Origin of the sequence: Leptospira noguchii serovar Panama str. CZ214 (genome assembly GCF_000306255.2) — a bacterium.
GTDB lineage: Bacteria > Spirochaetota > Leptospiria > Leptospirales > Leptospiraceae > Leptospira > Leptospira noguchii.
Genome location: NZ_AKWY02000010.1, coordinates 59,274 through 84,268 on the forward strand (window position 1 = coordinate 59,274; position 24,995 = coordinate 84,268).

General features: G+C 34.5%; 19 protein-coding genes. 7 read left to right on the forward strand and 12 right to left on the reverse strand.

Translation table 11 applies throughout. From position 1 onward, the window contains the following. Nucleotides 1-380 precede the first annotated feature (380 nt). The 3 genes from rpmG to LEP1GSC059_RS04235 all read left to right on the forward strand — a co-directional run bounded on the left by rpmG (nucleotide 381) and on the right by LEP1GSC059_RS04235 (nucleotide 3,680). Nucleotides 381-545 (forward strand): 50S ribosomal protein L33, encoded by a 165-nt coding sequence (gene rpmG, locus LEP1GSC059_RS04225; protein WP_001206796.1) that lies wholly within the window; start codon nucleotides 381-383, stop codon nucleotides 543-545. Nucleotides 546-566: 21 nt separating this feature from the next. Then, the gene (locus LEP1GSC059_RS04230; RefSeq protein ID WP_002177673.1) at nucleotides 567-1,019 is read left to right on the forward strand and encodes a TraR/DksA family transcriptional regulator; all 453 of its coding nucleotides are present in this window, start codon (nucleotides 567-569) and stop codon (nucleotides 1,017-1,019) included. A 561-nt stretch (nucleotides 1,020-1,580) separates the two neighbouring features. Further along, nucleotides 1,581-3,680, forward strand: coding sequence for a hypothetical protein (locus LEP1GSC059_RS04235; RefSeq protein ID WP_061231634.1), 2,100 nt, complete (start codon nucleotides 1,581-1,583; stop codon nucleotides 3,678-3,680). Here the strand turns inward: LEP1GSC059_RS04235 and LEP1GSC059_RS04240 are convergent. The 3 genes from LEP1GSC059_RS04240 to LEP1GSC059_RS04250 all read right to left on the reverse strand — a co-directional run bounded on the left by LEP1GSC059_RS04240 (nucleotide 3,673) and on the right by LEP1GSC059_RS04250 (nucleotide 8,020). Continuing rightward, a complete protein-coding gene (locus LEP1GSC059_RS04240; RefSeq protein WP_020980359.1) occupies nucleotides 3,673-5,043 on the reverse strand; it encodes a PrsW family glutamic-type intramembrane protease in 1,371 nt (456 codons plus the stop codon). The genes LEP1GSC059_RS04235 and LEP1GSC059_RS04240 overlap by 8 nt on opposite strands. Nucleotides 5,044-5,087: 44 nt before the next feature. Next, the gene (locus LEP1GSC059_RS04245; protein ID WP_017214484.1) at nucleotides 5,088-7,127 is read right to left on the reverse strand and encodes an LruC domain-containing protein; all 2,040 of its coding nucleotides are present in this window, start codon (nucleotides 7,125-7,127) and stop codon (nucleotides 5,088-5,090) included. Between the two features lie 140 nt (nucleotides 7,128-7,267). Continuing rightward, a complete protein-coding gene (locus tag LEP1GSC059_RS04250) occupies nucleotides 7,268-8,020 on the reverse strand; it encodes a ubiquinone/menaquinone biosynthesis methyltransferase (protein ID WP_017214485.1) in 753 nt (250 codons plus the stop codon). 356 nt (nucleotides 8,021-8,376) lie between these two features. On the opposite strand from LEP1GSC059_RS04250, the gene LEP1GSC059_RS04255 reads away from it, so the two are divergent. Then, nucleotides 8,377-8,901 (forward strand): MotA/TolQ/ExbB proton channel family protein, encoded by a 525-nt coding sequence (locus LEP1GSC059_RS04255; protein WP_004436270.1) that lies wholly within the window; start codon nucleotides 8,377-8,379, stop codon nucleotides 8,899-8,901. Next, nucleotides 8,898-9,311 carry an ExbD/TolR family protein gene (locus LEP1GSC059_RS04260; protein WP_002177647.1) on the forward strand — a complete coding sequence of 138 codons (414 nt, stop codon included), beginning with the start codon at nucleotides 8,898-8,900 and terminating at the stop codon, nucleotides 9,309-9,311. Before LEP1GSC059_RS04255 ends, LEP1GSC059_RS04260 begins: the two co-directional genes overlap by 4 nt. An 819-nt stretch (nucleotides 9,312-10,130) precedes the next feature. Here the strand turns inward: LEP1GSC059_RS04260 and LEP1GSC059_RS04265 are convergent. The 3 genes from LEP1GSC059_RS04265 to LEP1GSC059_RS04275 are packed head-to-tail and all read right to left on the reverse strand — an operon-like array spanning nucleotide 10,131 to nucleotide 14,269. Then, entirely contained in the window at nucleotides 10,131-11,033 is a 903-nt protein-coding gene (locus LEP1GSC059_RS04265) for a hypothetical protein (RefSeq protein ID WP_002177656.1), read from the reverse strand. 60 nt (nucleotides 11,034-11,093) lie between these two features. Beyond that, nucleotides 11,094-13,568, reverse strand: a complete 2,475-nt coding sequence (locus tag LEP1GSC059_RS04270) for an ABC transporter permease (protein WP_017214486.1) — start codon at nucleotides 13,566-13,568, stop codon at nucleotides 11,094-11,096. 5 nt (nucleotides 13,569-13,573) lie between these two features. Next, nucleotides 13,574-14,269 carry an ABC transporter ATP-binding protein gene (locus LEP1GSC059_RS04275; protein ID WP_002245760.1) on the reverse strand — a complete coding sequence of 232 codons (696 nt, stop codon included), beginning with the start codon at nucleotides 14,267-14,269 and terminating at the stop codon, nucleotides 13,574-13,576. Nucleotides 14,270-15,291: 1,022 nt separating this feature from the next. Here LEP1GSC059_RS04275 and LEP1GSC059_RS04280 point away from each other — a divergent pair. Further along, the gene (locus LEP1GSC059_RS04280) at nucleotides 15,292-15,675 is read left to right on the forward strand and encodes a hypothetical protein (RefSeq protein ID WP_002245756.1); all 384 of its coding nucleotides are present in this window, start codon (nucleotides 15,292-15,294) and stop codon (nucleotides 15,673-15,675) included. A gap of 411 nt (nucleotides 15,676-16,086) precedes the next feature. Here LEP1GSC059_RS04280 and LEP1GSC059_RS04285 read toward each other — a convergent pair whose 3' ends face one another. Beyond that, on the reverse strand, nucleotides 16,087-17,211 hold the full coding sequence (locus LEP1GSC059_RS04285; RefSeq protein WP_002177658.1) for a SpoIID/LytB domain-containing protein: 1,125 nt from the start codon (nucleotides 17,209-17,211) through the stop codon (nucleotides 16,087-16,089). A 291-nt stretch (nucleotides 17,212-17,502) separates the two neighbouring features. Between LEP1GSC059_RS04285 and LEP1GSC059_RS04290 the strand changes: the two genes are divergently transcribed. Further along, nucleotides 17,503-18,639, forward strand: a complete 1,137-nt coding sequence (locus tag LEP1GSC059_RS04290) for a hypothetical protein (protein WP_002177687.1) — start codon at nucleotides 17,503-17,505, stop codon at nucleotides 18,637-18,639. A gap of 684 nt (nucleotides 18,640-19,323) precedes the next feature. Here the strand turns inward: LEP1GSC059_RS04290 and LEP1GSC059_RS04295 are convergent. From LEP1GSC059_RS04295 to LEP1GSC059_RS04315, 5 genes are all read right to left on the reverse strand, one after another. After that, nucleotides 19,324-20,688 carry a class I SAM-dependent RNA methyltransferase gene (locus tag LEP1GSC059_RS04295; RefSeq protein ID WP_017214487.1) on the reverse strand — a complete coding sequence of 455 codons (1,365 nt, stop codon included), beginning with the start codon at nucleotides 20,686-20,688 and terminating at the stop codon, nucleotides 19,324-19,326. A gap of 173 nt (nucleotides 20,689-20,861) precedes the next feature. Beyond that, on the reverse strand, nucleotides 20,862-21,848 hold the full coding sequence (locus LEP1GSC059_RS04300; protein ID WP_020980358.1) for an LIC11086 family outer membrane transporter: 987 nt from the start codon (nucleotides 21,846-21,848) through the stop codon (nucleotides 20,862-20,864). Further along, on the reverse strand, nucleotides 21,848-22,726 hold the full coding sequence (lsa30, locus tag LEP1GSC059_RS04305; protein WP_017214489.1) for a laminin/fibronectin-binding adhesin Lsa30: 879 nt from the start codon (nucleotides 22,724-22,726) through the stop codon (nucleotides 21,848-21,850). Before lsa30 ends, LEP1GSC059_RS04300 begins: the two co-directional genes overlap by 1 nt. After that, nucleotides 22,698-23,897 carry an MbnH family di-heme enzyme gene (locus LEP1GSC059_RS04310; RefSeq protein ID WP_002177685.1) on the reverse strand — a complete coding sequence of 400 codons (1,200 nt, stop codon included), beginning with the start codon at nucleotides 23,895-23,897 and terminating at the stop codon, nucleotides 22,698-22,700. Before LEP1GSC059_RS04310 ends, lsa30 begins: the two co-directional genes overlap by 29 nt. A 54-nt stretch (nucleotides 23,898-23,951) precedes the next feature. Further along, nucleotides 23,952-24,899 carry an MbnP family copper-binding protein gene (locus tag LEP1GSC059_RS04315; protein ID WP_017214490.1) on the reverse strand — a complete coding sequence of 316 codons (948 nt, stop codon included), beginning with the start codon at nucleotides 24,897-24,899 and terminating at the stop codon, nucleotides 23,952-23,954. Between the last annotated feature and the right edge of the window lie 96 nt (nucleotides 24,900-24,995).

Genomic DNA, 24,995 nt, shown 5'->3' on the forward strand with positions numbered 1-24,995 from the left:
ATGCGTTTTTAATAGAAAAAACGAAAGAAAATTAATTTTTCAATAATTCTATTATAGAAATTGAATTTAAGACCTAATTTGTTTGATTTTTGAATTGGCAATAAAGATGAGAATTACTTGCTGAATTTTAAACTTCTACATTTTTTAAAAACGTATGGGAATCGATAACTTTATAAATCCAAAAGACCGGGCGCCCCTTAAGTTAGAGAAAATGATTTCTTTTTCAAGGATTTCACTGAATCCTCCTTGATTTTTAAGCCCTTTCCCATTTTATAGCACAATGAGTAACCTCCAGTAGTCGGCTTTGGAACTTAATTTCCAAATTTTCAGAAAAATTGGACTACTGATGAGGAATCTATTGAAATCGAGACATTAGCGCCATGAGAGAAATTATTAAGCTTGTTTGTCAGGAGCCAGGATGTTCCAAGGGGAAAAGTACTTACCTGCTGACCAAGAACAAAAAGGCTAAAACTGAAAAATTGGTTACAAAAAAATTCTGCAAATTTTGTAGAAAACACACCGAATACAAGGAAACTAAGGTCTAAAATTTCCAGGTAATAGATAGGATGACTGCAAAAAAATCAGCTCCGGCATACGATAAAAAAATTCTCCAAGAAATCTCTGAACTTCTTCATGAGAAAAAAAATGCTCTTTTAGAAAAGTATGCCCATTGGGAAGACAATAGTAAACCGTCTGGTCTCAAAGAAATGGGTGATATTGCGGATATTGCATCCGAAATTAACGAAGAAACTCTGAGTTCCGTTCTTTCCGAAGCTGAGATAGAAACCATCCGAGAGATTGATGTAGCATTGGAGAAAATTGAAGAGGGGACCTATGGTGTTTGCGAAGGAACAGGTAAAAAGATCCCTATCGCACGTCTCAAAGCAATTCCTTGGACTCGTTATACTGTCGAATATGCGGAAACTCTTTCTAAAAGCAAAGGTTTTTCTCGTAAAAATGCCGGAAGTCTTACCGGTGCTTATAAAATCCCATCCGATATGGATTCGATGGATGATTGAATTTTTTATTTGTCCTTAGTTTCTAATTTTTCTTTTTAGAAGTTGTAGATAATTTTAAACCCATCTTAATGATTAGAAATCTGTTCCAATCTGGGAACTTCTCCTGTTTTTGACTATTGTCTGTCTCAAAAATATCTTAAAATAATTAGAATTATCATTTTAAGTAAAGATAAAGTGTTTTTGAGATGGCTTTTAATCCTAATAAAATTGGACCCTTTCCATTTTTACCGCAAAATTTGATTTTAGTGTAAGTTCGGCATGTGAAAGAATTCATTTTTTCTGAAAAAGTTGGGACCTGGGCTTTGCAGATAGATCCCTAAAATGTGGGAACTCATACTGTTTAAAAATTTATAATGTGACTTAATTTGTGGGAACTACCACTAATCACGATTTTACGAACCAATTCTAAAATTGTAGTAGTTTATATTTTTAAAAAATTCTTTTAAACTCACACACGATTAGGTAAAATCTTCTCCATAAATGTAGGGACTCTTATTTTTAGAAAATTTTTTTACCCCGAATCTATGTTGCTCAAGAAGTCATTTTTCAATCGTTTTTGGATTGAAATCTAAGTCTTTTTCGAAATCCTCTTTATTCGTGCCTGGATTACTCTATAAACTGAAACCACTTAGAACACCCACGTTTTTTGGCCTTATTCTCTGTTCCATTGTTTCTTATCTTTTGTTCCGAAGTTTCCTTTTTGTAAGAGAAACGGAAGGAGCCGGGATGATAGCGATCGGAGCGATCCAATTTCTTTTCGGGTTGATTCCTAACTTATATCATCGTAAACCGGGAAGAATATTTACGATGACGGGTGCTCTTATTTTACCCGGATTATTATATGATAAAACGGTAATATTTGGTTCCCTGAGCGGTTTGTTCGCGGGCGCTATTTTTGGAATTTTTTTAAGACAATATATTTCCACTTTTCATTCGCAAACTGTAAACGAAGAAGATCCTATATTCCGTTTTTTTTATGTTAATAGACCTTATAAATCCTCTTTGCCGTTTTATCAAAATCCTAAAGTAGGGATTCTGATTTTTTGTTTGTTACTTCTTATAGAACGTTTTTTTACCTATTTTAATGCTCCTCCTTTTAAGGGTTTCGGCGTTTTGGATATGACGTATCTTCCTGGAATCAGTTCTAGATATGCTTTTGGTCTGAGTTTGGATTTTTTAGGATCTTGGGTGCTTGTAATACTTTATTTTTTAGCGGAAGAATCTTCCTCTCACGAAAGTGATTCCCCCGTTAAGTATTGGAGACAAGGGCTTTTTGCTGGAATATTTTTGAATATTCTACTATTCTTAATTCAAGGATTTACACGAGGTTCGGTAATTCCGTTCACTCCTATCATCGGAGGTTCTTATTCAGTTTCCGGTTTTCTTGCTGATTCAAAATCTCTCAATTGGTTTTTCCCTCTTTGGATCGCTTATTTTTTTTACTACCTTAATTCTAAAAATTGGCGTTCCCCTACAAAAATCATTTTGAGCATTGGACTTTTGTTTCCTTTTTTAGTTTTAGGAAAATATTTTAGTGCAGGTTCTTGGATTTTACTTTTTACTCTTTTAGCATACGATTATTCCGTTATTAACTTTCCTAAAATTCAAAATCGTTGGTGGAAACTATTTTATATTCCGGTTTGTGTAATCGTATGGATTATTTTTGTAATTTTGATTTTATGGATCGGATCATTTTCTTGGTCGTTTGAATCTTGGCAGGAACTTCATCAAACATGGATCCAGTGTTTTCGTAGTCCCGGAGGAGGTATTCTTCGTTTTTTAGATCTTTATGGGGGAGAAGGATGGATTCAAACTAGATCTGCTTGGAATTGGACTAAACAATCGATTTGGTTAGGAAACGGCGCTGGTAGTTTTGTCCTCAATTGGATCGATTCTAGATCTTCCAATCCAATTCCATCCGGAGGAATGAGGGAGTTGGGGCTTTCTTCTTTCTTATTCTTATTACACGACGGTGGGATTTTTTTAGTTCTTGTTTTTTTGGGTTGGATAGGTTTGGAAGTTGCGTTACGCGATCATTGGAAGGTTTTATTTTTACTTTTACCCATATCTATTTTTTTTATGCCTTGGACTGGAAGTAGCGGAACCGTTGCCTTTTTTTGTCTTTGGTTAATTACTTCCTCTTCTTCTCAAACGAGACAACTACACAGGGCTTTCGGAGGTGGATTTAATCTTCTCTCTTTATTTTTGGGGACTTTCATTTTATTTTACTCTTTAATTAAAATTGCACCGAATTTATGGGGACCTGAGTTCCGTTATGCGGAATTAAAGTCTTACCAACTTATGGCTAAAAAACAAGGTTTGATTCAAAATGGAATTCGTTATCATGAATTTTCTTCCGGCGCGACTTGGGTATTAGCAAGTAGGGCTCCGATCAGTTTAAGAGCTTTTATTCCGGAAGGAAAAAACTTTTCTAAAAAAGATAAGATCCATGTTCGTTGGTCTTTTTTAGGGCCGAGTTGGGTTGAAATTCAATCCAAAACATTACCTTTATTTACAAATGTAAGTTCGATCGGACTAACCGTTCCAGACAACGCCAAATATTTAAAAGCGGAAATTCTTCCCCGTTCCTTTTGGGAAACTTCTACGGATGAATTTGCCATTTCTGCCGAAGATTTTGACGGCTTAAATAGAGTTAGATGACCCAAATCTGATGAATTAGATTTTGAAACTGTTGTTTGATTCGGACCGATAATCTCCAAAGTAAAAGTTTCCAAGGTGGATTTACAAAAATAAAAACTGCTCCGGGTTCAAACTCAGGATCGTCTTCTCTTACGTTTAACCAAACAGGAATTGCAAGTATATTAGAAAATTCTTTACCTGCTACATAAAAAGTTACGTAGACTCTGTCTCCAATGATTAGGTCTTTTTCAACCGGAGAATAAAATCCCTTTCCGGATAAAGAATACGCCAATGAATGATATTCCCTTTCTTCTTGAACAATTGTGACTGCTATAAACAAAGGAATCTTGAGAATTCTTTCTCTAAAAAATTTTGGATTGAGAATTCCCCTAAAAAGTGTCAATACACTTAGCCAGATCGGATAAACTAAAAAAAGTCCTATGAATTCGGAAGTTCGAATTCCTCCCAAGAGAAGTGGTATCAATTCCGGAAATTTTAAATAAATAGAATATAATAAAGTTGGAGTTAAAAATAAAAATACGGATACAAAAACCTTTACTTTTGAAAGTTGCCTAAACAATGGAATTGATTCTACTTTTTGAGTCTGGCTTTGACTTGAGCGCATCCAGGAATCGTACCGCGTAAATCTAGAAATTACTGTATAATCGTCTCGAAATAATCCGATGGATTGAAGGACTTCGATAGGAAGTATGTTTTGAGAAATCGTAAGTAAATATTCCAAAACAAAAAATCCAATTGCTAATATGAATGGGAGTAAAATTACTAAATCTCCGTCCATGAGTAAAATGTAATTAAAGATTCCGTGTAAAACAAAACATCCAAATAAACTGTAATAAATTCCTAAAAAATTAAAGGAAGAAGGTCTGGAATGATAGTATTGCATTACAGCAAATCCGTAGATCCCTCCTGTAAACGTATGGATCGGAAGGGACGTTACAGCTCTTAAAAATAAGGGCCAGAAATTCAGAGTTGGAGAGTAAAGAAAATTTTCTAGAAGTCCAAAAGAAGCACCTAATGTAAGTCCGAAATAGATTCCGTCGGAAGTGTTATAAACCGATTTCAGTCCTCTAAAATACCATAGAATAACTATCAGTTTTGGTACTTCCTCTAGAAGAGAACTTCCTGGAAATGCTCTTTCAAAATATGAGTTTTCGTCTATATATTGTTTTGCTAATATTTCTGGAAAGATCGCCAGTCCTACGGTTAAAACTCCGCAGAAAATTCCGGAGAAATCAAAACTCTTTCGATTTGGATGGTAGTATGTGTTCCGGTAAAAAAACCAATAAAACCCGGCGGCGAAAACCGTTGTTACGAATTTCAAAAAAGAGATTAAGAGTCCTTCGGATTCTAAATAAAGGAGCATATTCCTTTAAAATATCGGAATATACTCCTTTTTTTGTTAATCGATTAAGCTTGAGAAAGAGTTCTTCTTTTCAAAATATATGCTACCGCTGCCCCTGCGCCGACCAATAAAATTGCTATAAGAATCGCGTTCTTTTTTATGGAGCGTAGTAAAAATCCCATCAATTCGGAATCCTCATCCGGAACTGGGAACACCTTTGCTTGATTGGTAATGTGTTTATACCAGTCTTTGTAAGAGGTTCCATTAGACGCCACCCAAAGATTGAATTCTTTATAACCGCTTTGTGCGTCCTTACGAATGTCCAAACCCTCATACGGATACTTCCACGCTCCTGGAACTAAAATTGCCCAAGGGAAATTATTAGAATCTAAATACTTATCCGTTCCATTTGCGTTTTTATAAAGTCCTGGAAAATGAATTTCTTTTCCGGTATTGATCACTTTGATAAAAATGTCGTAGGGATAACTTCCAAGTGCGGTTTTTTTAACAGGAGAGTTAAATACAATTTCGATTGTTGCTATATATCCTGGTTTGTAAACTCCTCCTGGATTTACGTTTGGATTGGATGTGGTTTTATTGGATTCTTCGTGTATTTGAATTCCTTGATTTAGATCCGATGAAGAAACCGTTTTTGTGGTTAGATCTGTAACTACTTTACCGTCGTCTCTTACCACTTTTCTAGAAAACGTAGCTCCCACCGCTATAGGTAGTTTTAAAAAGAAAGTATGTTTGTATCCTGCACCTCGCGCTACGTGTTGGTAAGTTCCTCTCAACCTAATTACGTCTCCCGCCGCGTTTAAGTCTTCTTCGTTATGTATGTGAAGCACATAATCGTTTAAGTCTGCGTCTCCCGCGCTTGGATATAAATCCTCATACGCTACAGTGCTTACTCCTTCTGCTGGAATTCGTATTAAAGAAGAACGAGTTGGATCTTGAGGATATGTATCTAACGTGTCCGGAACCCCGTCTTTGTCCGTATCCGTTGGTGTAGTTGCAAGAGCAGGAAGTAGAATCTCATATTTGATTTCTCGATTGATTCCGACTACGTTAATTAGATTGATTAAGTTAGAGATGGATTCTCCAGCTGTAGTAACCTCAAGTGTAATTTGACCCAGTGCGGTTTCTACAGTGATCGTTCCAGAAACTTTTCCTACGTTGTTTGAAATTCCTTGAAATAAGATATGCCCTTCGTTGTCTGAAACGATCACCGTAGCCCCAGAGACAGGCTTGGATTGTTTATCGGTTATCACTAGGTTTAGTGGAATCGTCTGTACAGTGTTATACGTAAAAGGAATACTTCCTATTTGATCATTTACTGTGATTACGCCTGTAATTTCCTGAGCTGGCGGAGTATTTGTAGAAGAACCGTTATTCGAACCCGCTCCTGAACTTGTATCATTTCCGGAAGAAGAGCCGGAACCTGTGTTAGAGCCGGAGGCAGTATTGGACGATCCAGAATTAGAACTATTTCCATCACTTCCAGATGAAGAACCTGAACTTGTATTATTTCCGGAAGAAGAGCCGGAACCTGTGTTAGAGCCGGAGGCAGTATTGGACGATCCAGAATTAGAACTATTTCCATCACTTCCAGATGAAGAACCTGAACTTGTATCATTTCCGGAAGAAGAGCCGGAACCTGTGTTAGAGCCGGAGGCAGTATTGGATGATCCAGAATTAGAACTATTTCCATCACTTCCAGATGAAGAACCTGAATTTGTATCATTTCCGGAAGAAGAGCTGGAGCCTGTGTTAGAGCCAGAGGCGGTATTGGATGATCCAGAATTAGAACTTGAACCGGACGAGTTAGAACTCGAGGAGTTGTTTCCAGAAGTTTGAGAATCGCTATTGTTATTTGGAAGTAGTGCGCCGCCTGAATTATTTCCGCCTCCAGTATTATCTACGATCACTACACTTCCTCCGTTGGAAGCCGTTGCGGTTCCGGCACTAGATTCGGATTTAGCTGTAGATGCACCTGCGTCTTGATTGAGTAAAGTTAGAAATGGAAGTAATATTCCTTTTTTCTTATGACTGCAGCCTATAATTGCGAAGTTTAAAGCAATCAATAATATTAGAATTTTCTTCATAACCCTATATCCCTTTTTTATAATTTAAAATAAAAGACGAAGAATACTAAATGTTCAATACTGTTCGAGGAAGGAATTATAGGTGATTTTTTGATTTCAAGAAGGACTTTTTTTATCTTGAATGATATTTTAAATAAATTTTATGTTTTTTTAAGAGGTTTTTTTGCGACGTGAAGTGCTGCGTTTCCAAAAACAAAATTCTTATATCGTACTTCTTGAAAGCCTTCTTTTTCAAGAATTGATTTTAAAGTCTCCTGATCCGGATAGGAAAGGGAAGAAACGGGAAGATAATCAAACATTTCATTTTTCCCTCCCCAGAGAATATAACCTAAAATAGGAACGATTCTAAAAAAATAAAAATCTGCAATCCAACGAACCCAAGAATTTTTGACTTTTCCAACGTCTAAATTGAGAAATAATCCTCCCGGTTTTAGAACTCGAAAGATTTCTCCGATTGCTTTAGAAAGGTCATCTACATTACGAAGGCCAAAACCAATTGAAACCACATCAAATTGAGAATTTTGAAATTGAATCAGTTTTGTAGCGTCTCCAAGTTCGAAATGAACTCTACCTTTTTGAGCTTGTTTTTTAAGTCTGGTTTTTGCAATTTCCAGCATATTCTCCGAAAAGTCTACGCAGGTCACATGATCTACAGAAATGGAGTTTTCTAAACGTAACGAAATATCTCCGGTTCCACAACATAGATCTAACACGCGCAAACGACCGGAAGAAAAATGATTTTCGATTTCTCGTACTAAACGATTTTTCCAAATGCGATGAAGTAGAAAACTATTCCAATCGTTGAATCGATCGTATTTTTTTGCGATTTTATTAAAATTTTCTCGAACAAATCCAGCCTTAAAATCGGCCTGAGGCATTTGAAATCCAGACATACGGTTAATGAAATGGTTTCTTTATGTTTGGCAAGTAGAGTTTTTACGATGAAAGGTGTAAGGGCAAGAATTCTAAAATGAATTTCGAGTTGTGGGAACTCATACTCTGCTTGATTTTTGATTTGTATGGAAATCTCTGAAAATTTGTAACAAATCTAAAAATGTGGAAATGATTACGTTTTACCAATCTTTATAAAATTGAGTTCCATAAACTTTTATTGTAAAGCACTGCTTAAACGCAAAATATTAGGTACTCTATTATATAAATTCGAGTAGGTTTTACGAAACAAGTAAATCGGGATTGGAATGACAAAGAGAAAGGAAATAACAATCTGCCTTTAATTTCGGGGGATTTTGTGGAAGTTTTATTGGCAAAAGGTGGCTGGGTTTCGGTTCTTATTCTGATCGTAAGTTTTATTAATTTAGGGCTTTTTATACGGGTTCGCACCTTTCTTCCGGTTCTCAAAAGAAAAATTCTATTTAGACTTCAAGATAACGACTCGAGTGTAGAAAAACCAAATATAGATTTAAAATTTCTACTCGAAGACTCGGAAGAATTTTTTATCAAAGAGTTTTTTGTTCCAGAAACGATGATTTCTTGGATTCGAAATCTAGCAGGGATCGCTACCATGCTCGGACTTCTCGGAACGGTAATCGGAATTTCGGTAGCTTTCGAAGAAATGAAAAATGCAGGTTCGGTCAGTTTAGAAATTTTCTCGGAAGGAATTAGACTCGCTTTAAATACTACGATTCAAGGTCTTTGCGTTTCGATTCCTTCTCTTTTAGGATTTCAATATTTGAAAGTTGTACTTCATAAAACGGAAATAGAACTGAAATCCTCGATCGATTCTGAAAACGTTTCGGTTAAGATTTCAAAATGAAAAAAAGTTTCCCCAAAAGAAAACGTCTTTTAGAAAACGAAGATTCTACCCTCGACATGACGAGTATGCTGGACGTAGTTTTTATCCTTTTGATTTTTGCGATGGTTGCAATGAGTTTTCAAAAAGAAACCCATTCCTTACCTGTGGATCTTCCCAAAGGTAAAACTGAAACAGGAAGTAGTGGAACTAAAAAAGAAATATTTCTTTTAAAAGAAGGAATTCTACGTTATGCAAAACAAGATTTTACGGAAAATACCTGGCAACAATTTGTTTCCGAGGGTGAGTTTAAAAACCAAATTGTATGGATTTATGGAGACAAAGAAGTAAATTACGGTAAATTTGTATTTGTGCTGAATAGTTTAAAAAATTCTAATTTAAAAGAACTTCATATTGCTGTCAAAAAAGAATAGTTATGTAGGATCAACAAGTAAGAGTTGTTAAAAATTTCATACTCTAATATTAATAAAACGATATTATCTGTTCATTTTAATAAATAAGAAACAAAAAAAATCATTTTTCAACAACTCTGTTTTGTTTCTTGTGGAAAAATTACTTCTAAGTTTCTGTGTCGTCTCTTTGAAAATCGTATAATCAATGAACGGTATTCCAGGACATTTCCCTATATAAGAATTTTCTTTTTATATAGAATTCATATTATTTAACGTGAATTACTACTCGGACGTATAAAGATAATACCAAGTTATTAACGACCGAATTTGCAAAAAAATAGCAGTACTTAAAAAATGCTGCAAATTCGCGATTTACGGCATTTTAGAGTAAGACCAAAACATTCAAATTTTTGAAACAATCAATCCAAGTATTTTATTTATGTGTCCGAGTAGTAACGCGAAAGGGATCGATGAATGAACTAAAGCAAAACACTCTCCTGAATGCCGATCCTTAGAGAGGCATTCGCTGAGTTTCCTGGGTCGAGTTAACTCAGCAAAACGCTTTTTACGAAAGCGTTTTAGGGTTAATAAATTGTAATTTAAGACTAAATATTGTATTATGTTTTTTTCATGCAATTTATTAACCAGAGCGGAGGGCCCGGTCCGGCTGCCTGTGACAGCCGGATTCGCCCAAGTGTATGCTCAAGTTATTTGTAATATTCTAATATTTAGAGTTTATTTCAAAACCTAAACACCGACAGGTGTTTGCTTTAGTTTCGTAAAATTCAAAAGAACAAAAAATTTAAAGGAGTATATTAGTTGCGGTTTTTTAAGAAAAAACTAAAACGTTTTAGGTTTGGCAATTGAGTTGATTTTTCTTTGAGTAAGTCTTCTCAATTCGGTCATTTCATCCAGATAAGAAGCAAGAACTTTATCCACGTTGACATTTTTTTCCATTTTCAATAAACTATCTCGGATTAGGCGAAGATTTTCCTCGCTGGTTACTTTTCCAGAAGTGATCAATTTACGGACCGTTTCAAATTCGCATTTTCTTAGATGTACTCTGAGTAAAAAATCGATCGAAAATTTGGAAACCATTCTACCCCAAGGACTATTTGGATTGATGTTATTCGGAATATCCGTGGCCCTTTGAGAAAGGTTCGGTCCGAAAGAATTTGACAATGGAGTTTGTCTAACGGGCGTTTCTGAAGTGTCTCCTTTAGATAAAAGTAAATCCTCCATGGCCTGAGATCGAAATTCTTCCTGAAACTCGTTCGGATTATTGTTCATCATCCGTATATACTCTTCGAGCATGACGGCTATATTGACAATTCGCCCGATCGGTGTGTTGTTCAACTCCCTGATTTTGGGAAATAATTCTCTGGTAATTGTAGAAGGAGATTTCTTTTTATAATAGGTTGCTTCGTAAAGACGTTCTAATTTTTTTTCCGAATAATATTTTAAGTCGTTAAGAATTTTGAGATCCGCGTATGCATAAGCATCTACGCCGGGATCGTTCATTTTACTCGCTTTGTCATCTGGAAGTACGATCTTAATGATGAATATAATCTTAGCTGTGCGAAGAGTTTCGAGTATGTTTCTAAGTTCGTCCGGTTCTCTGGAAAAAAGGCTCATCAATTCCTTGATGAAAGTGTCCGAAGTTGGAATTCTCTGATCTTCACGAAGATTTACCTTTCGAATTTCAGAAGCAATTTGTAATGCTACTTCGCTTAATGCACTCATAAGAATGAGAGCATGCTATTGCGAATCAGTTTTCGAATCAAGTTAGTTTTAGTTTTGCTACTATTCTCGGCTGATCCGAAAACTCAATTTTTGTAAAGTGTATAACGGAACCAAACAAGAAAGTATTCCAAGAATAGGAGATAATACCAGAAAAAAGACCGGTATTTCCGGGGAAACTGTGAATTTTAAAGTCCATCCAAATGCATTCTTATTGACTACATATAATACGATCGGGGAAAGAAAAAATGCCAAAAGAATTCCGAAACAAACCGAAACGATAGTAATAAATATACTTTCGGTCAATAAAATTTTTCCAAGTTGTTTTTGGTCGGCTCCTAGATATTTGAGAATTCCTAAAGTATTTTTTTTAGAAATGAGATTGTGAAATAAGGAAGAAATCAAGGATAACACCGCTATGATTAAGGCGGTCATTTTTAGAGTTTCTAAAACTCCAAATACTTTGTTCATTCCGTTCGTATAAAGCTCCTTAAGTTCTTTTGCATTAAACAATTTTAAATTAGAATTTTTTTCTAAAATTCTAGAAATTGATTTTTCTACATCCTTTGAATTTGATTCTTTTTTTAAGAATATTTTAATTGAGTTATATCCGCTAAGATCGAAAAACTTTTTGTAATTTTTAATATCCATCATGATCGTTCCTCGTTCCGAAAAAAAATGTTCTTTAATTCCCCGAATTTTAAATTCTTTTTTTCCGAATTTTGTATCGATTAAAATTGAATCATCTACATTAAAGTTTTGTAGGTAAGCCATATTAGAAGAAATTAGAATTTCGTTTTCTGTTTTTATATTTTGTTCCGGAGAGTCTTTCTGATTATATGCTGCAAAGGTATATGCATGAATTGTAAAGTTTCCTTTATTTGTTTCTACTTTTGTATTGATGGAAAAACCGTCTAGGGACCGTATTTCCTGAATTTGAGAAAGTTCGTTTAATAAATTTTCTGGAACTCCCCCTTGAATTCCCGCGGCAAGATTTACGCTATTGATGATCGTAAGTTCTGCCGGAAACTCGGTTTCAACCCAGTCATTTAGAGATTTTCTATAACTATCCGTTAAAATCGATAGGCAAACTACAAGAGAAGTTGCAAGCATTAAGGTAGCGGAAGTAAGAGTGTTTCTAAGGGGTTGATTTTTTATTTCTTCTAAACCGACTTTTATAAAAACGAGAGAACGATCAGAGTAGTCACCTAATTTAAAAAGAACGAATATTAGAGTTTTAAACACCCAAGGAAAACATAACGTGAATCCAATTACAATTCCACCGATTCCAATTAAACCAGTAACCGGAAATTTCCAACGTAAAGGAAGAAAAGCGATGATTACAAAAATGAAAAGAAAAAAAATTCCTATCGATAGTAAACGATATTCGTTTACAAGATAAGTTTCCGCAGAAGTTTCTCTTAAAATAGAAACGGGAGAAATTTTTCCGGCTCTAAAAGAAGGAAGTGCGGCGGATAAAAAAGAACCGATAATTCCAACTCCCAAACCTAAAAACCAAGCGGAGAAAGGTAGGGATCGATAAGTATTGAGATACGAAAGATCTGCAGAAGTTGTTTCCGGGCTAAAAAATTCAAGTCTTGAAAAAAGTAAACCCAGTCCTAATCCTAACAAACTTCCCACACTTCCTAAAAGCAGCGCCTGAGATATAAAGAGCAAGAATGTTTGTTGCGTGTTAAGTCCCATGGTTTTTAAAATTCCTAGTTCTTTTTCGCGACTAAAGTATAAACCGGACATAGTGTTTGAAACCATAAAAAGAGCTATAACAAGTGAAATAAAAGAAATTACTAATAGATTGAGTTGAAAGGAGCGTAACGCGTTTGAGGACTTTTCTTGAATGTCTTCTATCGTTTCGACTCTGTAATCGGGACCTAATTTTTGTTCTAAGATCTTTTTTTGTTCCGGCCGAAATTCGTTTGGCTGTATCAAAAGGAAACTAACGTGTTCTTTTGAACCGAATTTTTCCATTGCGGATTCAATGTCTTCCATAAGAATACTACCACCTTCCGTTTCTAAAACCACTGGTTCGGAGATGGTAAATATTCTGGAATTTGCACGTATGTTTATCTTAGAAGTATCTATCTTTTCGGAAAGGGAGCGACTTATAAATATTAAAGATTCTGCATTTTTCTTATTGGGTTTGTATCTAAATTTGGCTGATTCTTTTAATAAATCTAAACCGATATAAACGACTCGAACAGAATCATTTACGATGATTTCTTTTTGAAATCGAGGAACAATTTTTTTTATCCAAGTTAGGTTTGTATCTTGGGATAATTCTCGAATGATAGAAACTGGAAGATTTTGATCTCCGAGTGAAGAAGATATTTTAATCTTATATTCTCCTTGAAAATATCCCATCGCAAAGTCTGTCAGGCTTTTTTCTGCCTTGATTCCATTTGCCGTAGTGGAAATGAAAAGTCCAACTCCTAGTGATATTCCGGATAACGCAAAAAATGTTCCTAGTTTATGGTTTCGAAAGTATTCAAATAAAAAAAGAATATAAATTCGAAAAGACATAACGTTTAATTAGTTAAAATTCCATCTTCCATTTTTAGACGAAATTCTCCCAATGAACCTAATTTTTGATCGTGAGTAACTATAAAAAGCGTAAATCCGTTTTGTTTCTGGAGGTCCACAAGAAGTTGTATTACGTTTTCTGCATTCTTAGTGTCTAAATTTCCGGTGGGCTCGTCTGCTAAAATTAGAGAAGGTCGTTTACAGATTGCTCTTGCAATCGCGACTCTTTGTTGTTCTCCTCCTGAAAGTTCGTCGGGTTTATGAATTTTTCTTTTGGAAAGTCCTACGTTTTCAAGAGCTTCTTCTGCCATGATATGCGCTTCTGTTTTTCCAATTCCGGAAATATAAAGTGGTACGGCCACGTTTTCTAAAGCGTTTAAATAGGGAAGTAGATGAAAGAATTGGAATATAATTCCGGTTTTTTCTCTTCTATATTTTGTCAGTTCTTTTTCGTTCATAGAATGTAAAACATTTCCGTTTACAAAAATTTCTCCCGAGTCTGGAGTGTCTATGCCAGAAAGTATATTCAAAAAAGTTGATTTACCAGAACCGGAGGGTCCCATGAGTGTAACAATGGAATGACTTGGAATGTCTAATTCCAATCCTTTGAGGATTTCTGTTTTAATTTTTCCGATCTGATACGATTTATGTAATTTGGAAACTCGAATTCTTTGAAAATCGATTTTATTTTGGTTCGTCATTTCTTTGAAATGAACATTAGATTTGAAATTTAAATTTATGAAAAGTGAAAATTCTAATTTTGATAAAAGTTATAAGCAGTATTAAAGTTTACGCTTTTATTTATATAAGGGAATGATATAAAATCTAAAAGGAATGATCCTATAATTAATTGTGCATAAAATCTTTGTTTGGCGAAATTTTCCGATCAAAACATTTTATATAAGTTTTTAGAATAGAGTTTTTGAAAAATGAATTCTCCATCTATTTCTGTTTCATGGAAATGGTCGATTAAAGTTATTTTGTTAATCTGAATTGTGAAATTTTTTAACAACTCTAATAAAATGTTTAAAATTCTATTTCTAAGCGGGATGATTATCTCAAAATTTATTCTGTTTTTATTATGTATATAGATAAAATTAAAAAATTTATCACACTTTAAACAAATAAATTTTTCTAATGAATTAGATCTTTGAATTCTTTTGATATAAATATGATTCGACTTTATTGAGAACGCGTATTGAAATTTAATTGTAGTTTATTAAAAACATTAATTTATAAAAGTTTATCCTGGTTTTTTGTATTGCTAGTTGGGCGGTACTAAAGGTTCTAGATCGATTTTACCAAGAATGTAACGTTTTTAATAGATTATATTTAACTCTAATTCATTGGCTTTTTAAAGAGATCTTGCATTTTAAGTTTTGAAATCAGTTTATCATAATATTTTTTATACATCCGAGTTTTAATTTTTAATCAATAATATTTAATTTTAAAAATTATAATTTTTTAAAGTATAAAAACATCATCATTGATTTAATATTTTTTGCTAGCTATTTGAAAGGAGTGTTGAATTAAAATAGGTTTATCATTATTTATTAAGCGCCACTTACATTTCTATATGTTTTTGAATTCTTTTTTGAAATTTCATTAAATTATCTTTTTGATAATCATTGATTTTTTTTACCGTAATAACATAAAATGTTATTACACTTTTTTAAAGTAAGTAAAGGTCAAAGAGGTTTAAACTGTGGAAACAACTCGTATAATGGTTTTAAGAGTTCATGGAACGTTATTGATTGCAATGGGATTTGCGATGAGCATTATTTCTACCTTGGGTTTATTCGGAACGGGACCTTATAGTTTTTTATACAATCATAATCTAGGTCATGTGGGGCTGATTCAAGCTTATCTTTTGGCGGGATTGACCGGTATCGTTTTGTGGATGGGATCTTATCAAGAAGGAAATAAAAAGAAATGGAATCGAGTTGGCGCTTTATTTCATTTATTTATTTTAGTGGTGTATATATTTCATTGGAATTTTTTCGCTACACTTCCAAATGGCGAAGCTACTAGAAGTATGGGTGTTACGTTTCATATCGTGTTTTTGATTTTAGAAGGTTGGGCAGGTTTATTTTCGAAATCAAATTGAGTTTATAATTTTGATTTTAAAGTGATTTTAGAAATTTTTTCTAAACTATAAAAATTAAATTGTGCATGAGATCTTTGTTTTATGATCAGCATCAGTGTAAGATCTATTTTTATAGGTCTTGGAACAAACTCTTACTTGAAATTTGCTTAAAACGATTTTCTATTTTAAGAAGTTTTCTCTAAAAACTGAATATTGAAACTCACTCTGGAACGTAATTGCGTAATAAAAATGCACGGTAGATTGATTGTATAAGAATCAATAAAATGTAATTTTCATTTTACAAAAAGTTACTCATTCTAGATTTATCCGTAAAATAGAGCTTTGTTAGAGTTCCCGCATCTTTTATGAATGCGGGAATATAGTTTTATAAAAGTTTAAATTACTGATATTTAATTTTTTTTCAAACTATTTCTAACGAGTGATTCTCGCAAGATCTGTACCTGGATAGTAGTATTTTAGAATTTCAATATAGTTATAGTTTTCTTTTGCCATCCCAAAACTTCCCCATTGACTTAAACCAACACCGTGACCGGAACCCATACCTTTGATAAGAAATCCGTTTGATTCTTTTTGAATTCCGAAACGTAAAGAACGTACTGGAGCGCCCAGGGTTTGTCTGAATTCTTTTCCTCGAATTCTAGAAGTACCTTCTGTGCCGTTGAGTTCCATAAGATCGACTCTTCCCGAAGAGGTTCTAGATAAAACTTGGATCGATTGAATTTCGCCTAACTTTAAGTTTGAAAATTTAGAATTGATTAGATCTTGAGAGACTATTTCTTTCCAATAAAAGTTTTCTCCAGCTCGATCAAAATCGGAAGAGACGGTGGAAAGATAGGGAATTTTTTTACCACCCCAAATGTTTTCGGGGGTTTCTGTTTTTCCTCCACTATTAGAATGAAAGAAAGCTTGAATTGGATTTTCTTCAAATACCGCCATGACTCCGGTTGTATCTTGAACCGCTTTTGTAGTAAATGGATGTTCCTTTTCAATTCCGCCGTATACTTGAGAATTTGTTGTCGCTTCTACATCGTAAAGTGTATTCTTTTTATTTAATATTTCACGAACTGCATATGTTCTTGCGCAAATCGCCTGAGCTTTTAGGGCTTCCATCGGCCAGCTATAAGGAACTTCCGAAGGAACGACTGCTAAAAGATATTCTTCCAAGGGGAGTATGTTGATTACAAGCGCCGGGCCTTGGCTTTGAGGAATTATATGAATTGAACCTCTTACTTTATGTGATTTGAATTCTAAACTTGTGTTCTGACTTACAAAACGAATCGGAGCCTTTAGACGGGAAGAGTCAAAAGAGATGATGTCGATTCCTTTTTTAATCAAAAGATCGTTTGCGTCGTAGACGGAAATAACTCCGTCTCCACGAATTTGAAGTTCCCCCTCGATTTTTCCGAGTAGAACTCTGATTTCATGGACGGGACGACTTTTATAAGGAGGGGTCCAAGCACGAATGATGACGGTGTTACAACCCGTTTCCAAAAGAATCATTGAAAGAATGAAGAGTAAAATAATTTTTTTGGTCATAGAAATTCCAGAAATCCTCTTTTTAAATATCGAATCGAATTCAAAATCCCTATAGAAATTTTAGTGCCAGGTTGGTGGTCGTAGAAACTTCCAATAAATATATTAGTTCCCACAAATTGCGAATATGACGGTAAAATCACTGATTTGTAGTAGTTCCCACAATCAGAATTGTAGTTGACCGTTTTAAATTGAAGATAAAACGCCCGGTTAAAATGAGAAAATTATAACGATCGACTGAACGATTCATATAGAATAGAAAGATATGATGGAATATATAAAAAGGGGAAGGAAATGTGTTATAGAGTAAAATCGGATCTGATACTTAGTGTTTTGATTTTTTTCTCGGTCAATGTTTGTACTTCTATACAAGATGGGACTAGAGACTCTGAAAATCGATTTGTATATGTAGAAAATGTTCAAGGTAAAAACGAAGAAGATTTTGAACTCAACGCAAAAAGAAAAATATTAGAAAAAGGATTGGGAGAACTGATCGAAGGCGGATCACAGTCGATCGATGGACAAATTAAAGAAACGATAACTAATTCTTCTACCGAAGGATATGTAACTGAATTTTACAGAATCGGATCTTTTCGCAAAAGAGGAAACTTATTAGAAGCAGACGCTAAAGGAAAAGTAAGTCATAAGTTGATCGAAGGCTCTTTAAAAGAAAGATATAAAGAATTAGGAAAACCTAAATTTTTGATGATCATAGACGAAACGATCCTAGGAAAATCAAATACATCTATATCGGAAAATTCAATTGTAAAAAAATTTGTAGAATTTGATTTTCTGGAAAAAAATCAATTGGCTAAAGTTTTAACAAAACAAACTGGAAAATCGATCGTAATTTACGGAAATCAAACATTTGAAACGGAGATACTGTCCGCCGCATCGGAAACGGGAGCTCAGATATTATTGGTCGGACAAACACAAGTGACAAATGTTGGAGGGATTGAGAATAGCGATTTGAAATCATATCAAGCTGTACTTCAATTTAAAATTTATGATGTTAATACGAAAAGGATCATTGCTGCCGATAATACAAGTGGAGCCGCTTTACACATAAATCAAGATACTGGAATTCAAGAAGCAATCCGAAAGGCGGTCGAAAAGATATATCCTAAAATTCGGGAACAAATATCTACAAAATGGAAGCCGGGAAGTTTGATCCTACTCAAAATAGAAGGAATTTCCTATGACGACTATGTAGATAAAGATATAAAGGGGTTAATTCGAGGTATTAAAGGTGTCAATAGAGTTTCCGAAGTCAACGGCGGAAGTTTTAATCAACCGGTTGTTTTAGAAATAGAAGCGTTGTATAACGGAAATAATCTATATCAGAAAATGAGAGAAAGAAAAACGGATTTCGGTTTTGACTTTTTACAAAAAGAAATAAAATCGAGTTTAATTCATATTATTAAAAAATAATATAATTAAAATTTTATGATTTATTGGATGGTATATATAACTGGATTTTGTGATAAAAATTCGATGTGATATATTATATAATTATTAAGTAAAAATCGATTTTATATATAGATTTGATTTTAAAGTTTGTTCTAAATCTCAACGAATTTTATGCAATAATTCTTTAGAAATTTTTAATAAAATAACGTGAGTTCGGCATAACAAATGCGAAAGCGATTATTATGCTGCGATCCGTAGAGAGCAGCATTGAGTTTGAAAAATTCCGAAGGAATTGGAGCGAAAAGAACTCAATGAAACGCTTTTTACGAAAGCGTTTCAGGTCGTGAGCCATTTTAACTATGAAATTTGCGAGCTGCGACGACGACCCGTAGGGAGTCGTTGCATTGAGTTTATTATTCGCCCCAATTTTCTTACGTCGAACTCACGTTAAAATACAGTAGTTTCTACGAATTAAGTTACATTTGGCAATTTGCGAACTGTTCTAATGTTGTTAAATTTTTGTATTAGTTCCCACATTTTATGGAACTAAATCTAAGGTCGTTCGAAAAACTCAGCATCTTACTTCCCAAGGGTCGTTCGACAAGTTTTTATTGTTTCCTTAAGTAATTATAAACTTTAGAACAATTTAATAGATGCTTGAAAAACTAAAACGTCTCGTTTTTATTAGTGTTTGATAGTTTGTAGCTATATCATAAAATTCTTACGTTTTAAAAAAGCAACTGACTCCAAATGCGGGGTTTGAGGATACGGATCTGTAATTAAGATTTTTTGAATCTGGAAAAAATCCTTCAATTTCCATAAATCCGATTTTTGCGAAGTGGGATTACAAGAAACATAAAAGAAATAAGAGATCTTAGAATCTTTCAACGTATCTAAAACAAATTCGCCTAAACCTGCACGGGGAGGGTCTGCAATTAGAACACTTTTGTTCGAAGACGAAAATAAAACTTTCAATTCGGAAGATGAATGTTTTGAAAATAAATCTACTTTTAAATACGAAAAATCTATTTTTGGAAAATCAACACTCATCTGTTTGCGTGCTATTTCCAACGAGCTTTCGATTGAATCCATTCCTGTGATTTTCAAAAACTTATGTGCAAAAATTCTGCTAAAAAAACCTGAACCGCAAAATAAATCGATTAAATGATCGGATGAATCTGGAATTTCTTTTTCAATAAAATCTAAAATCGGCTGGAACCCTTCCGGATTGGGTTGAAAAAAAGAATCGAAAGGAACTCTAAATTCTTTTCCGTAAATTAATTCTTTATAAGAATCCTTACCTTTGAGGATTTTGATTTCTCCGGTCGCAGAAATTTCTCCTTTTCTTCTATTAAAACAAAAAAGAATATGATCTGCTTTTAAACTTTTTAAACATACGTTTTCAAATTCTTTTTCTTCGATCGTGTTTTTAAATTCTTCAACAAAAGTAAGAATGGTCATCAATTCGGAAGTGTTTTTTGCTTTTCGAATAGTAATGTATTTTAGAAATCCTGAATCTGATTTTCTATCATAGGGTAAGTTTGGAAATTTGGAAATTAAATTTCTAAATCTGTACAATTCTTCGTTTGACTCTTTGCTTTGAATCAAACAGGATTCCAAGTCCACGATATGTCTAAAAGAGCCCATTTCCCTTTGGCCAACGATTGGTCCCGGAAATACAACAAAGTCCATTCGATTTCTATAATAAAACGTTTTTTGAGCTGGATATAAAATGGGTTCTATTTCAAAATCTTTTTTATAACTTTCTAAAAGACCAGAAGTCTTATAACGAAATTGATCTTGATAAGAAATATGTTGGGCAGAACAACCTCCACACTTTGTAAAAGCGGAACAAGGAGGGATAAAGGATCTTTGGATTTGAGAAACTAACTCTAATTTGGTGGAAGGTTTTCGGCGTTTCTTTTTAAAAAAAGTTACGTTATAGACGTCCCCCGGTAGAGAATAGGGGACTTCGATTTTGGTATTATTTACAAAACCGATTCCACGAAGATTAGAATTTACGAATTCAATTTTACTTTGGTGAGTTAAATTTGTAGTCTTATCCGACATATGACCAGCTTATCGATTTTGTATTTTGGGTAAATTTTAGTTTGTTCTAGAACAATGTAGTTTAGAATTGGTAGACTTTATAAAATCCAAATAGAAAGATCGTTCAATCAAGTTTTTGTATGAAATCATCTTTTGCGATCATCATAAAAATAAAAAATCCATTTTATAGAATTTTACTTTGTCTCTTGAGTCGTTTCGTCTGGTTCTTTTTTAACTTCTTCTACTTTTGTTGGTTTAGAGTTTTCTAATTCTGAAATTTCAATTGAGACTGCTGCGGTAATCGCATAGTCATACAATCTATAATCTTCTCCTCTGTAAAGAGGATGACGATAGGAAAGATTGAAGTTGAGTTTTTCCGAGATGTTTGCAGAAAAACCAAGGCTGACTTCTCTAAAGATGGAAGGAACCTTTCCTTGACTTGATCTTTTAAGATCCACACCTTCATAAGGAGTTCTATATAAAAAACCGGTAAAAAAAGAAAGTCCAGGTTTCCAAAGATACGTAACGTATGCAGAAAATAGGCTCGTTTTTTTTAAGAGATACATTTCTTCCGGCGGCGAAGAAGAAGGATTTCTCAACCAATATACAATTCCATCATTGTCTTGAAGATTATAAGGTTGTGATTTAGAAAGAGGGAATATACCGCTTACTTTTCCCACAAAGCTGAACTTACCTAAAAGATAACCGAATGTCAAACCGGGAATACCAGAATAATAATTTCCTCCCGTAAATTTGTCCGTATCCGGACCCGAAGGAAAACCTACGTTTGCGCTAAAAACGATAAAGTAGTTTTTTTGAAAATCGACTAAGGGTAGATATTTGATTCCAATGTATGTTTTGCCGATTCTTGCCGCGTCGGAGCGGTCTTTTTGTTCGTAATACGTATAAGGAACGCTTAGATTTAAAGCGAACATTCCATTTTTAAGATTTATTTCTCCGAAGAAAGTGCTAGTGTGTATGTTGCTGTTCTCGTTTGTTTGTTTAAAGAAATCTTGGGTTAAAACCATATAGTTTGCGGGTTTTTCTCTTTTTCCCGTAAAAGGGTCTACAAAACGGGTGGAAGATTGATCGCTTCCTCCCATCCCGGTATGATGCGCTTCTAAAGGGATTATAAAATATAAAAAAAGAATAAAGTAGAAAATTAGAATATTTTGTTTCATTAAAATAAATTGCAACCCGTCTGGTATAAAATACGATCTTGTTGTTTAAAATTTTCCAAAATCAGATTGTATAGGTTTGAGTTTTGATAAGGATTGATGTCCACCGGATTTGGTAATGCTGAGATAGAATTTAAAATTGAAACGGAACCTTGATCTTGAAAAACTCCGTCGGATTTCCAGGTCACAGGAAAACTACCTAAGTTTTCCGAAATAATATCGAATCTACATCTGGGAAAAAGTTCTAATACAAAAGAGGACATATTCAACCTAACTGTTTTTGCGACTGGGGCCAAGATTTGAAACGTAAGATCTAAAGAGTTGATTTTATATTTTACGGAAGTCAAATATCCAGAAGGAATTCCTGAAATGATAGGAACTGAAGAAGTGTGCACGTCTCCAGTAAGAATTGTTTCCGTAGTGGACTCTAAGTTGGAATCTTCAAACGAAGAAGTACCGTATTCTCGAGAGTATGGAGAAGAAATAGGCAGATCCAAAGGAACAGTATATGGAGTGTGGGATTGGGTAGAATGTTCCCCCGCTTCAAAAATTCTGGTTTGTCCTGGAACTGTAGGAACTGGATTCGGATTGACTCGTATGGAAATGCCTTCCCATACAATTTTAGAACCCGGTTGTAATTGAAGGTTATATGTGGTTGCTCCGGAAACTACATTAAAGTTTCCTATATTAGAATTTTGTTGATCGTCTGTATAGTATAAAAGAGTATGAAACGAGGCTGGTCTTTCGCTAAAAAGTAATAAAAACCTCTGTAACATCTTTGCGTTTTCTTTTCTGGAATCTCCAACCGAACCGAATGTACAGTTTCCGAATAGGATACAAAAAAGAAAAAAATTAGAAAGGATTACTGTGTTTCGGATCATTTACGAACTCCGTATCCGTTAAACTTTTTAGAAAATTGACTAGGTCCGTTTTTTCGCCTGCAGTTAGACCGATCGGAAAGACAAATGCGTTTTTATTTGGATTGGCTCTTCCGTCTCCCGCATAAGGACCATTGAGCACGTTTCTGCCTCCTGAGTTGTAATGTTCTACAACGTTTTCCAAAGAATCGATTGAACCGTCGTGCATGTAAGGAGCAGTTAATTCAATATTTCTAATAGAAGGTGCTCTGAATTTACCTTTATCAGAAGCTAATCCCGTAAATTCAAATAACCCAGGGTTGTCTACTGGATAATCTCCAGTTCCACCTATATTGTATAAACCGTTATTATGAAATGTAATTTCTGCATTAACTGCCCCGGAGTGGATACTCGTTTCCGTAAAATTAAACCCACCGTGACAATGAAAACATTCTCCTTTTTCCGAAAAGAAAATCTGAGCTCCTCTTAAAATAGAAGCCCTTTGAACGGAATTACCAAGCGCGGAAATATTTCCGTCGTATAGATATTTATCATAGGGAGAACGCCCAGAGATGAGTGTTCTTTCAAAACAGGCGATTGCCTTGATTACGTTAGAAACTGTAAAAGGATCTCCAAATGGAAACGCTTTTTGAAACATAGATTGATAACGATTTTCTGATCTCAAACGATCGAGTAGTTCGTTTTCGCGGTTTGCTAGTCCAAGTTCAATCGGATGTTCACCAAACATAGGAACGAGCATCTGATCTTCTAAGTCTTTTAGAGTCGGATTGACCCAAGTTTGACGCACGTTATATGCAACGTTGATAATTCCTTGAGCGTTTCTGGGATGTACTTCTCCTGTAGAACCAACTCCTTTGATCAGACCGTCCGTAAAAGCAAGAGATTGTTTATGACAAGAAGCGCAGGATTGAGTCTGATTGCCCGAAAGTTTATGATCATAAAATAAAAATCTACCTAAGTCTACTTTCTCTTGAGTCATAGGATTGGAAGCGGGAACAACCGGAGTGGGAAAACCAGGAGGTAAGTTCCAAATGTAAGAATTTTGTGGAATCAAAAGTAACAATAAAAGTTCGTTGGTATTGGAATGTTTTTTGTCGAATGGAGCAAAAGGAAGTATCCCAGATCCACATTCAATTAGAAACAAAATAGAAATAGAATATACTAAAAATCTCATGTATTATAATCCTCAAAACGCCCGAGACAAAAATTTGTATTCGGGCGATTTTAATTAATTTTTAGCCTTGATCGAAAAAACGGTTTTAGCCGGAGTGATCGGGGTACCTGTATTTAGATCCAAACCGATATTTGCAAAGATAGTAGGACAGCCTGTACTTGTTGCACCTACAAGTCCAGACATACACATCGCAGCGTTTGAGTTGGCGGTAAGATCGATTCCTTGTAAAAGAGCTTGAACGTTAATTTTGATTTCTTGAGTGGAAGGATTAAAACCACCTTCCGGGGTCAGGGTGACCGGAATTCGATTGGCTCTTGCACAAGTGCTTGAACTTCCAGAGCCTACACAATTGGCAGAACCTATATGGACCGAAGTTTCTACGCCTAAGGTTTCGGCGGTTTCAAAATCCAGTTTTAAAAACTTATAACCACTCGTCCAACTCCAGAACATCCCAGAGTTATCGAGTGGGGGGGATTGGTTATCTGCATCTAAATGATTTTTGTTTTCTGGTATTCCGACGATAAACTTGATACCTTGATATGTGCCCGAAGGAATTAACGCAGAAACGACGTTATTTGTATCTGTAGTACCATTACACTTTCCGGTTTTATTTTCAAAGTCTAAAAGGACAATTTCTCCAGATTGAAATTTGCCGTCTTGGTTGAGGGTAAGAGTAGTTTCTTCTCCAGAGTTTTGGATCAAAGTAATTCCATGTATAAAAAGACGAAAGTCGTGTAACTGAAACGTAGTACTTTCGGCGATATGTGCGTTGGGAATAAAAGGGATCGTTTCTAAAGATCTAGAGTGACCTCTGAGAGTTTGGCCGCATTCTAACTTTTGAGAACCGGCGTAAGCCGAAAATTGGATTCCTTGATTTCTGAGTGCGATAAAGGCAGCTAATGAAAACAATTCGGAATTGTTATCATTTTTATCTGAAGAACAATGAATCAAAGAAAGACAAAATAAAACGATAGAACCTAAGACTAAAACTTTTTTAGTCATAAAAATATAACTCCTAGTATTTAAGTTTCCTACTAAAACGAACGACAAAGAAAAAACGATCCATGAGCGTAAGTTATAATAGATTTTCTGAAAAAA

What these genes read in the sequence shown, in the direction of transcription:
- LEP1GSC059_RS04260 (WP_002177647.1), top strand. Translation starts at nt 8,898, where the DNA reads ATGAAAAAAAGTTTCCCCAAAAGAAAACGTCTTTTAGAAAACGAAGAT.
- LEP1GSC059_RS04285 (WP_002177658.1), bottom strand. Translation starts at nt 17,211, where the DNA reads ATGACCAAAAAAATTATTTTACTCTTCATTCTTTCAATGATTCTTTTG.
- LEP1GSC059_RS04310 (WP_002177685.1), bottom strand. Translation starts at nt 23,897, where the DNA reads ATGAGATTTTTAGTATATTCTATTTCTATTTTGTTTCTAATTGAATGT.
- LEP1GSC059_RS04280 (WP_002245756.1), top strand. Translation starts at nt 15,292, where the DNA reads ATGGTTTTAAGAGTTCATGGAACGTTATTGATTGCAATGGGATTTGCG.
- LEP1GSC059_RS04245 (WP_017214484.1), bottom strand. Translation starts at nt 7,127, where the DNA reads ATGAAGAAAATTCTAATATTATTGATTGCTTTAAACTTCGCAATTATA.
- lsa30 (WP_017214489.1), bottom strand. Translation starts at nt 22,726, where the DNA reads ATGATCCGAAACACAGTAATCCTTTCTAATTTTTTTCTTTTTTGTATC.
- LEP1GSC059_RS04300 (WP_020980358.1), bottom strand. Translation starts at nt 21,848, where the DNA reads ATGAAACAAAATATTCTAATTTTCTACTTTATTCTTTTTTTATATTTT.
- rpmG (WP_001206796.1), top strand. Translation starts at nt 381, where the DNA reads ATGAGAGAAATTATTAAGCTTGTTTGTCAGGAGCCAGGATGTTCCAAG.
- LEP1GSC059_RS04265 (WP_002177656.1), bottom strand. Translation starts at nt 11,033, where the DNA reads ATGAGTGCATTAAGCGAAGTAGCATTACAAATTGCTTCTGAAATTCGA.
- LEP1GSC059_RS04295 (WP_017214487.1), bottom strand. Translation starts at nt 20,688, where the DNA reads ATGTCGGATAAGACTACAAATTTAACTCACCAAAGTAAAATTGAATTC.
- LEP1GSC059_RS04250 (WP_017214485.1), bottom strand. Translation starts at nt 8,020, where the DNA reads ATGTCTGGATTTCAAATGCCTCAGGCCGATTTTAAGGCTGGATTTGTT.
- LEP1GSC059_RS04270 (WP_017214486.1), bottom strand. Translation starts at nt 13,568, where the DNA reads ATGTCTTTTCGAATTTATATTCTTTTTTTATTTGAATACTTTCGAAAC.
- LEP1GSC059_RS04240 (WP_020980359.1), bottom strand. Translation starts at nt 5,043, where the DNA reads ATGCTCCTTTATTTAGAATCCGAAGGACTCTTAATCTCTTTTTTGAAA.
- LEP1GSC059_RS04230 (WP_002177673.1), top strand. Translation starts at nt 567, where the DNA reads ATGACTGCAAAAAAATCAGCTCCGGCATACGATAAAAAAATTCTCCAA.
- LEP1GSC059_RS04275 (WP_002245760.1), bottom strand. Translation starts at nt 14,269, where the DNA reads ATGACGAACCAAAATAAAATCGATTTTCAAAGAATTCGAGTTTCCAAA.
- LEP1GSC059_RS04290 (WP_002177687.1), top strand. Translation starts at nt 17,503, where the DNA reads ATGTGTTATAGAGTAAAATCGGATCTGATACTTAGTGTTTTGATTTTT.
- LEP1GSC059_RS04315 (WP_017214490.1), bottom strand. Translation starts at nt 24,899, where the DNA reads ATGACTAAAAAAGTTTTAGTCTTAGGTTCTATCGTTTTATTTTGTCTT.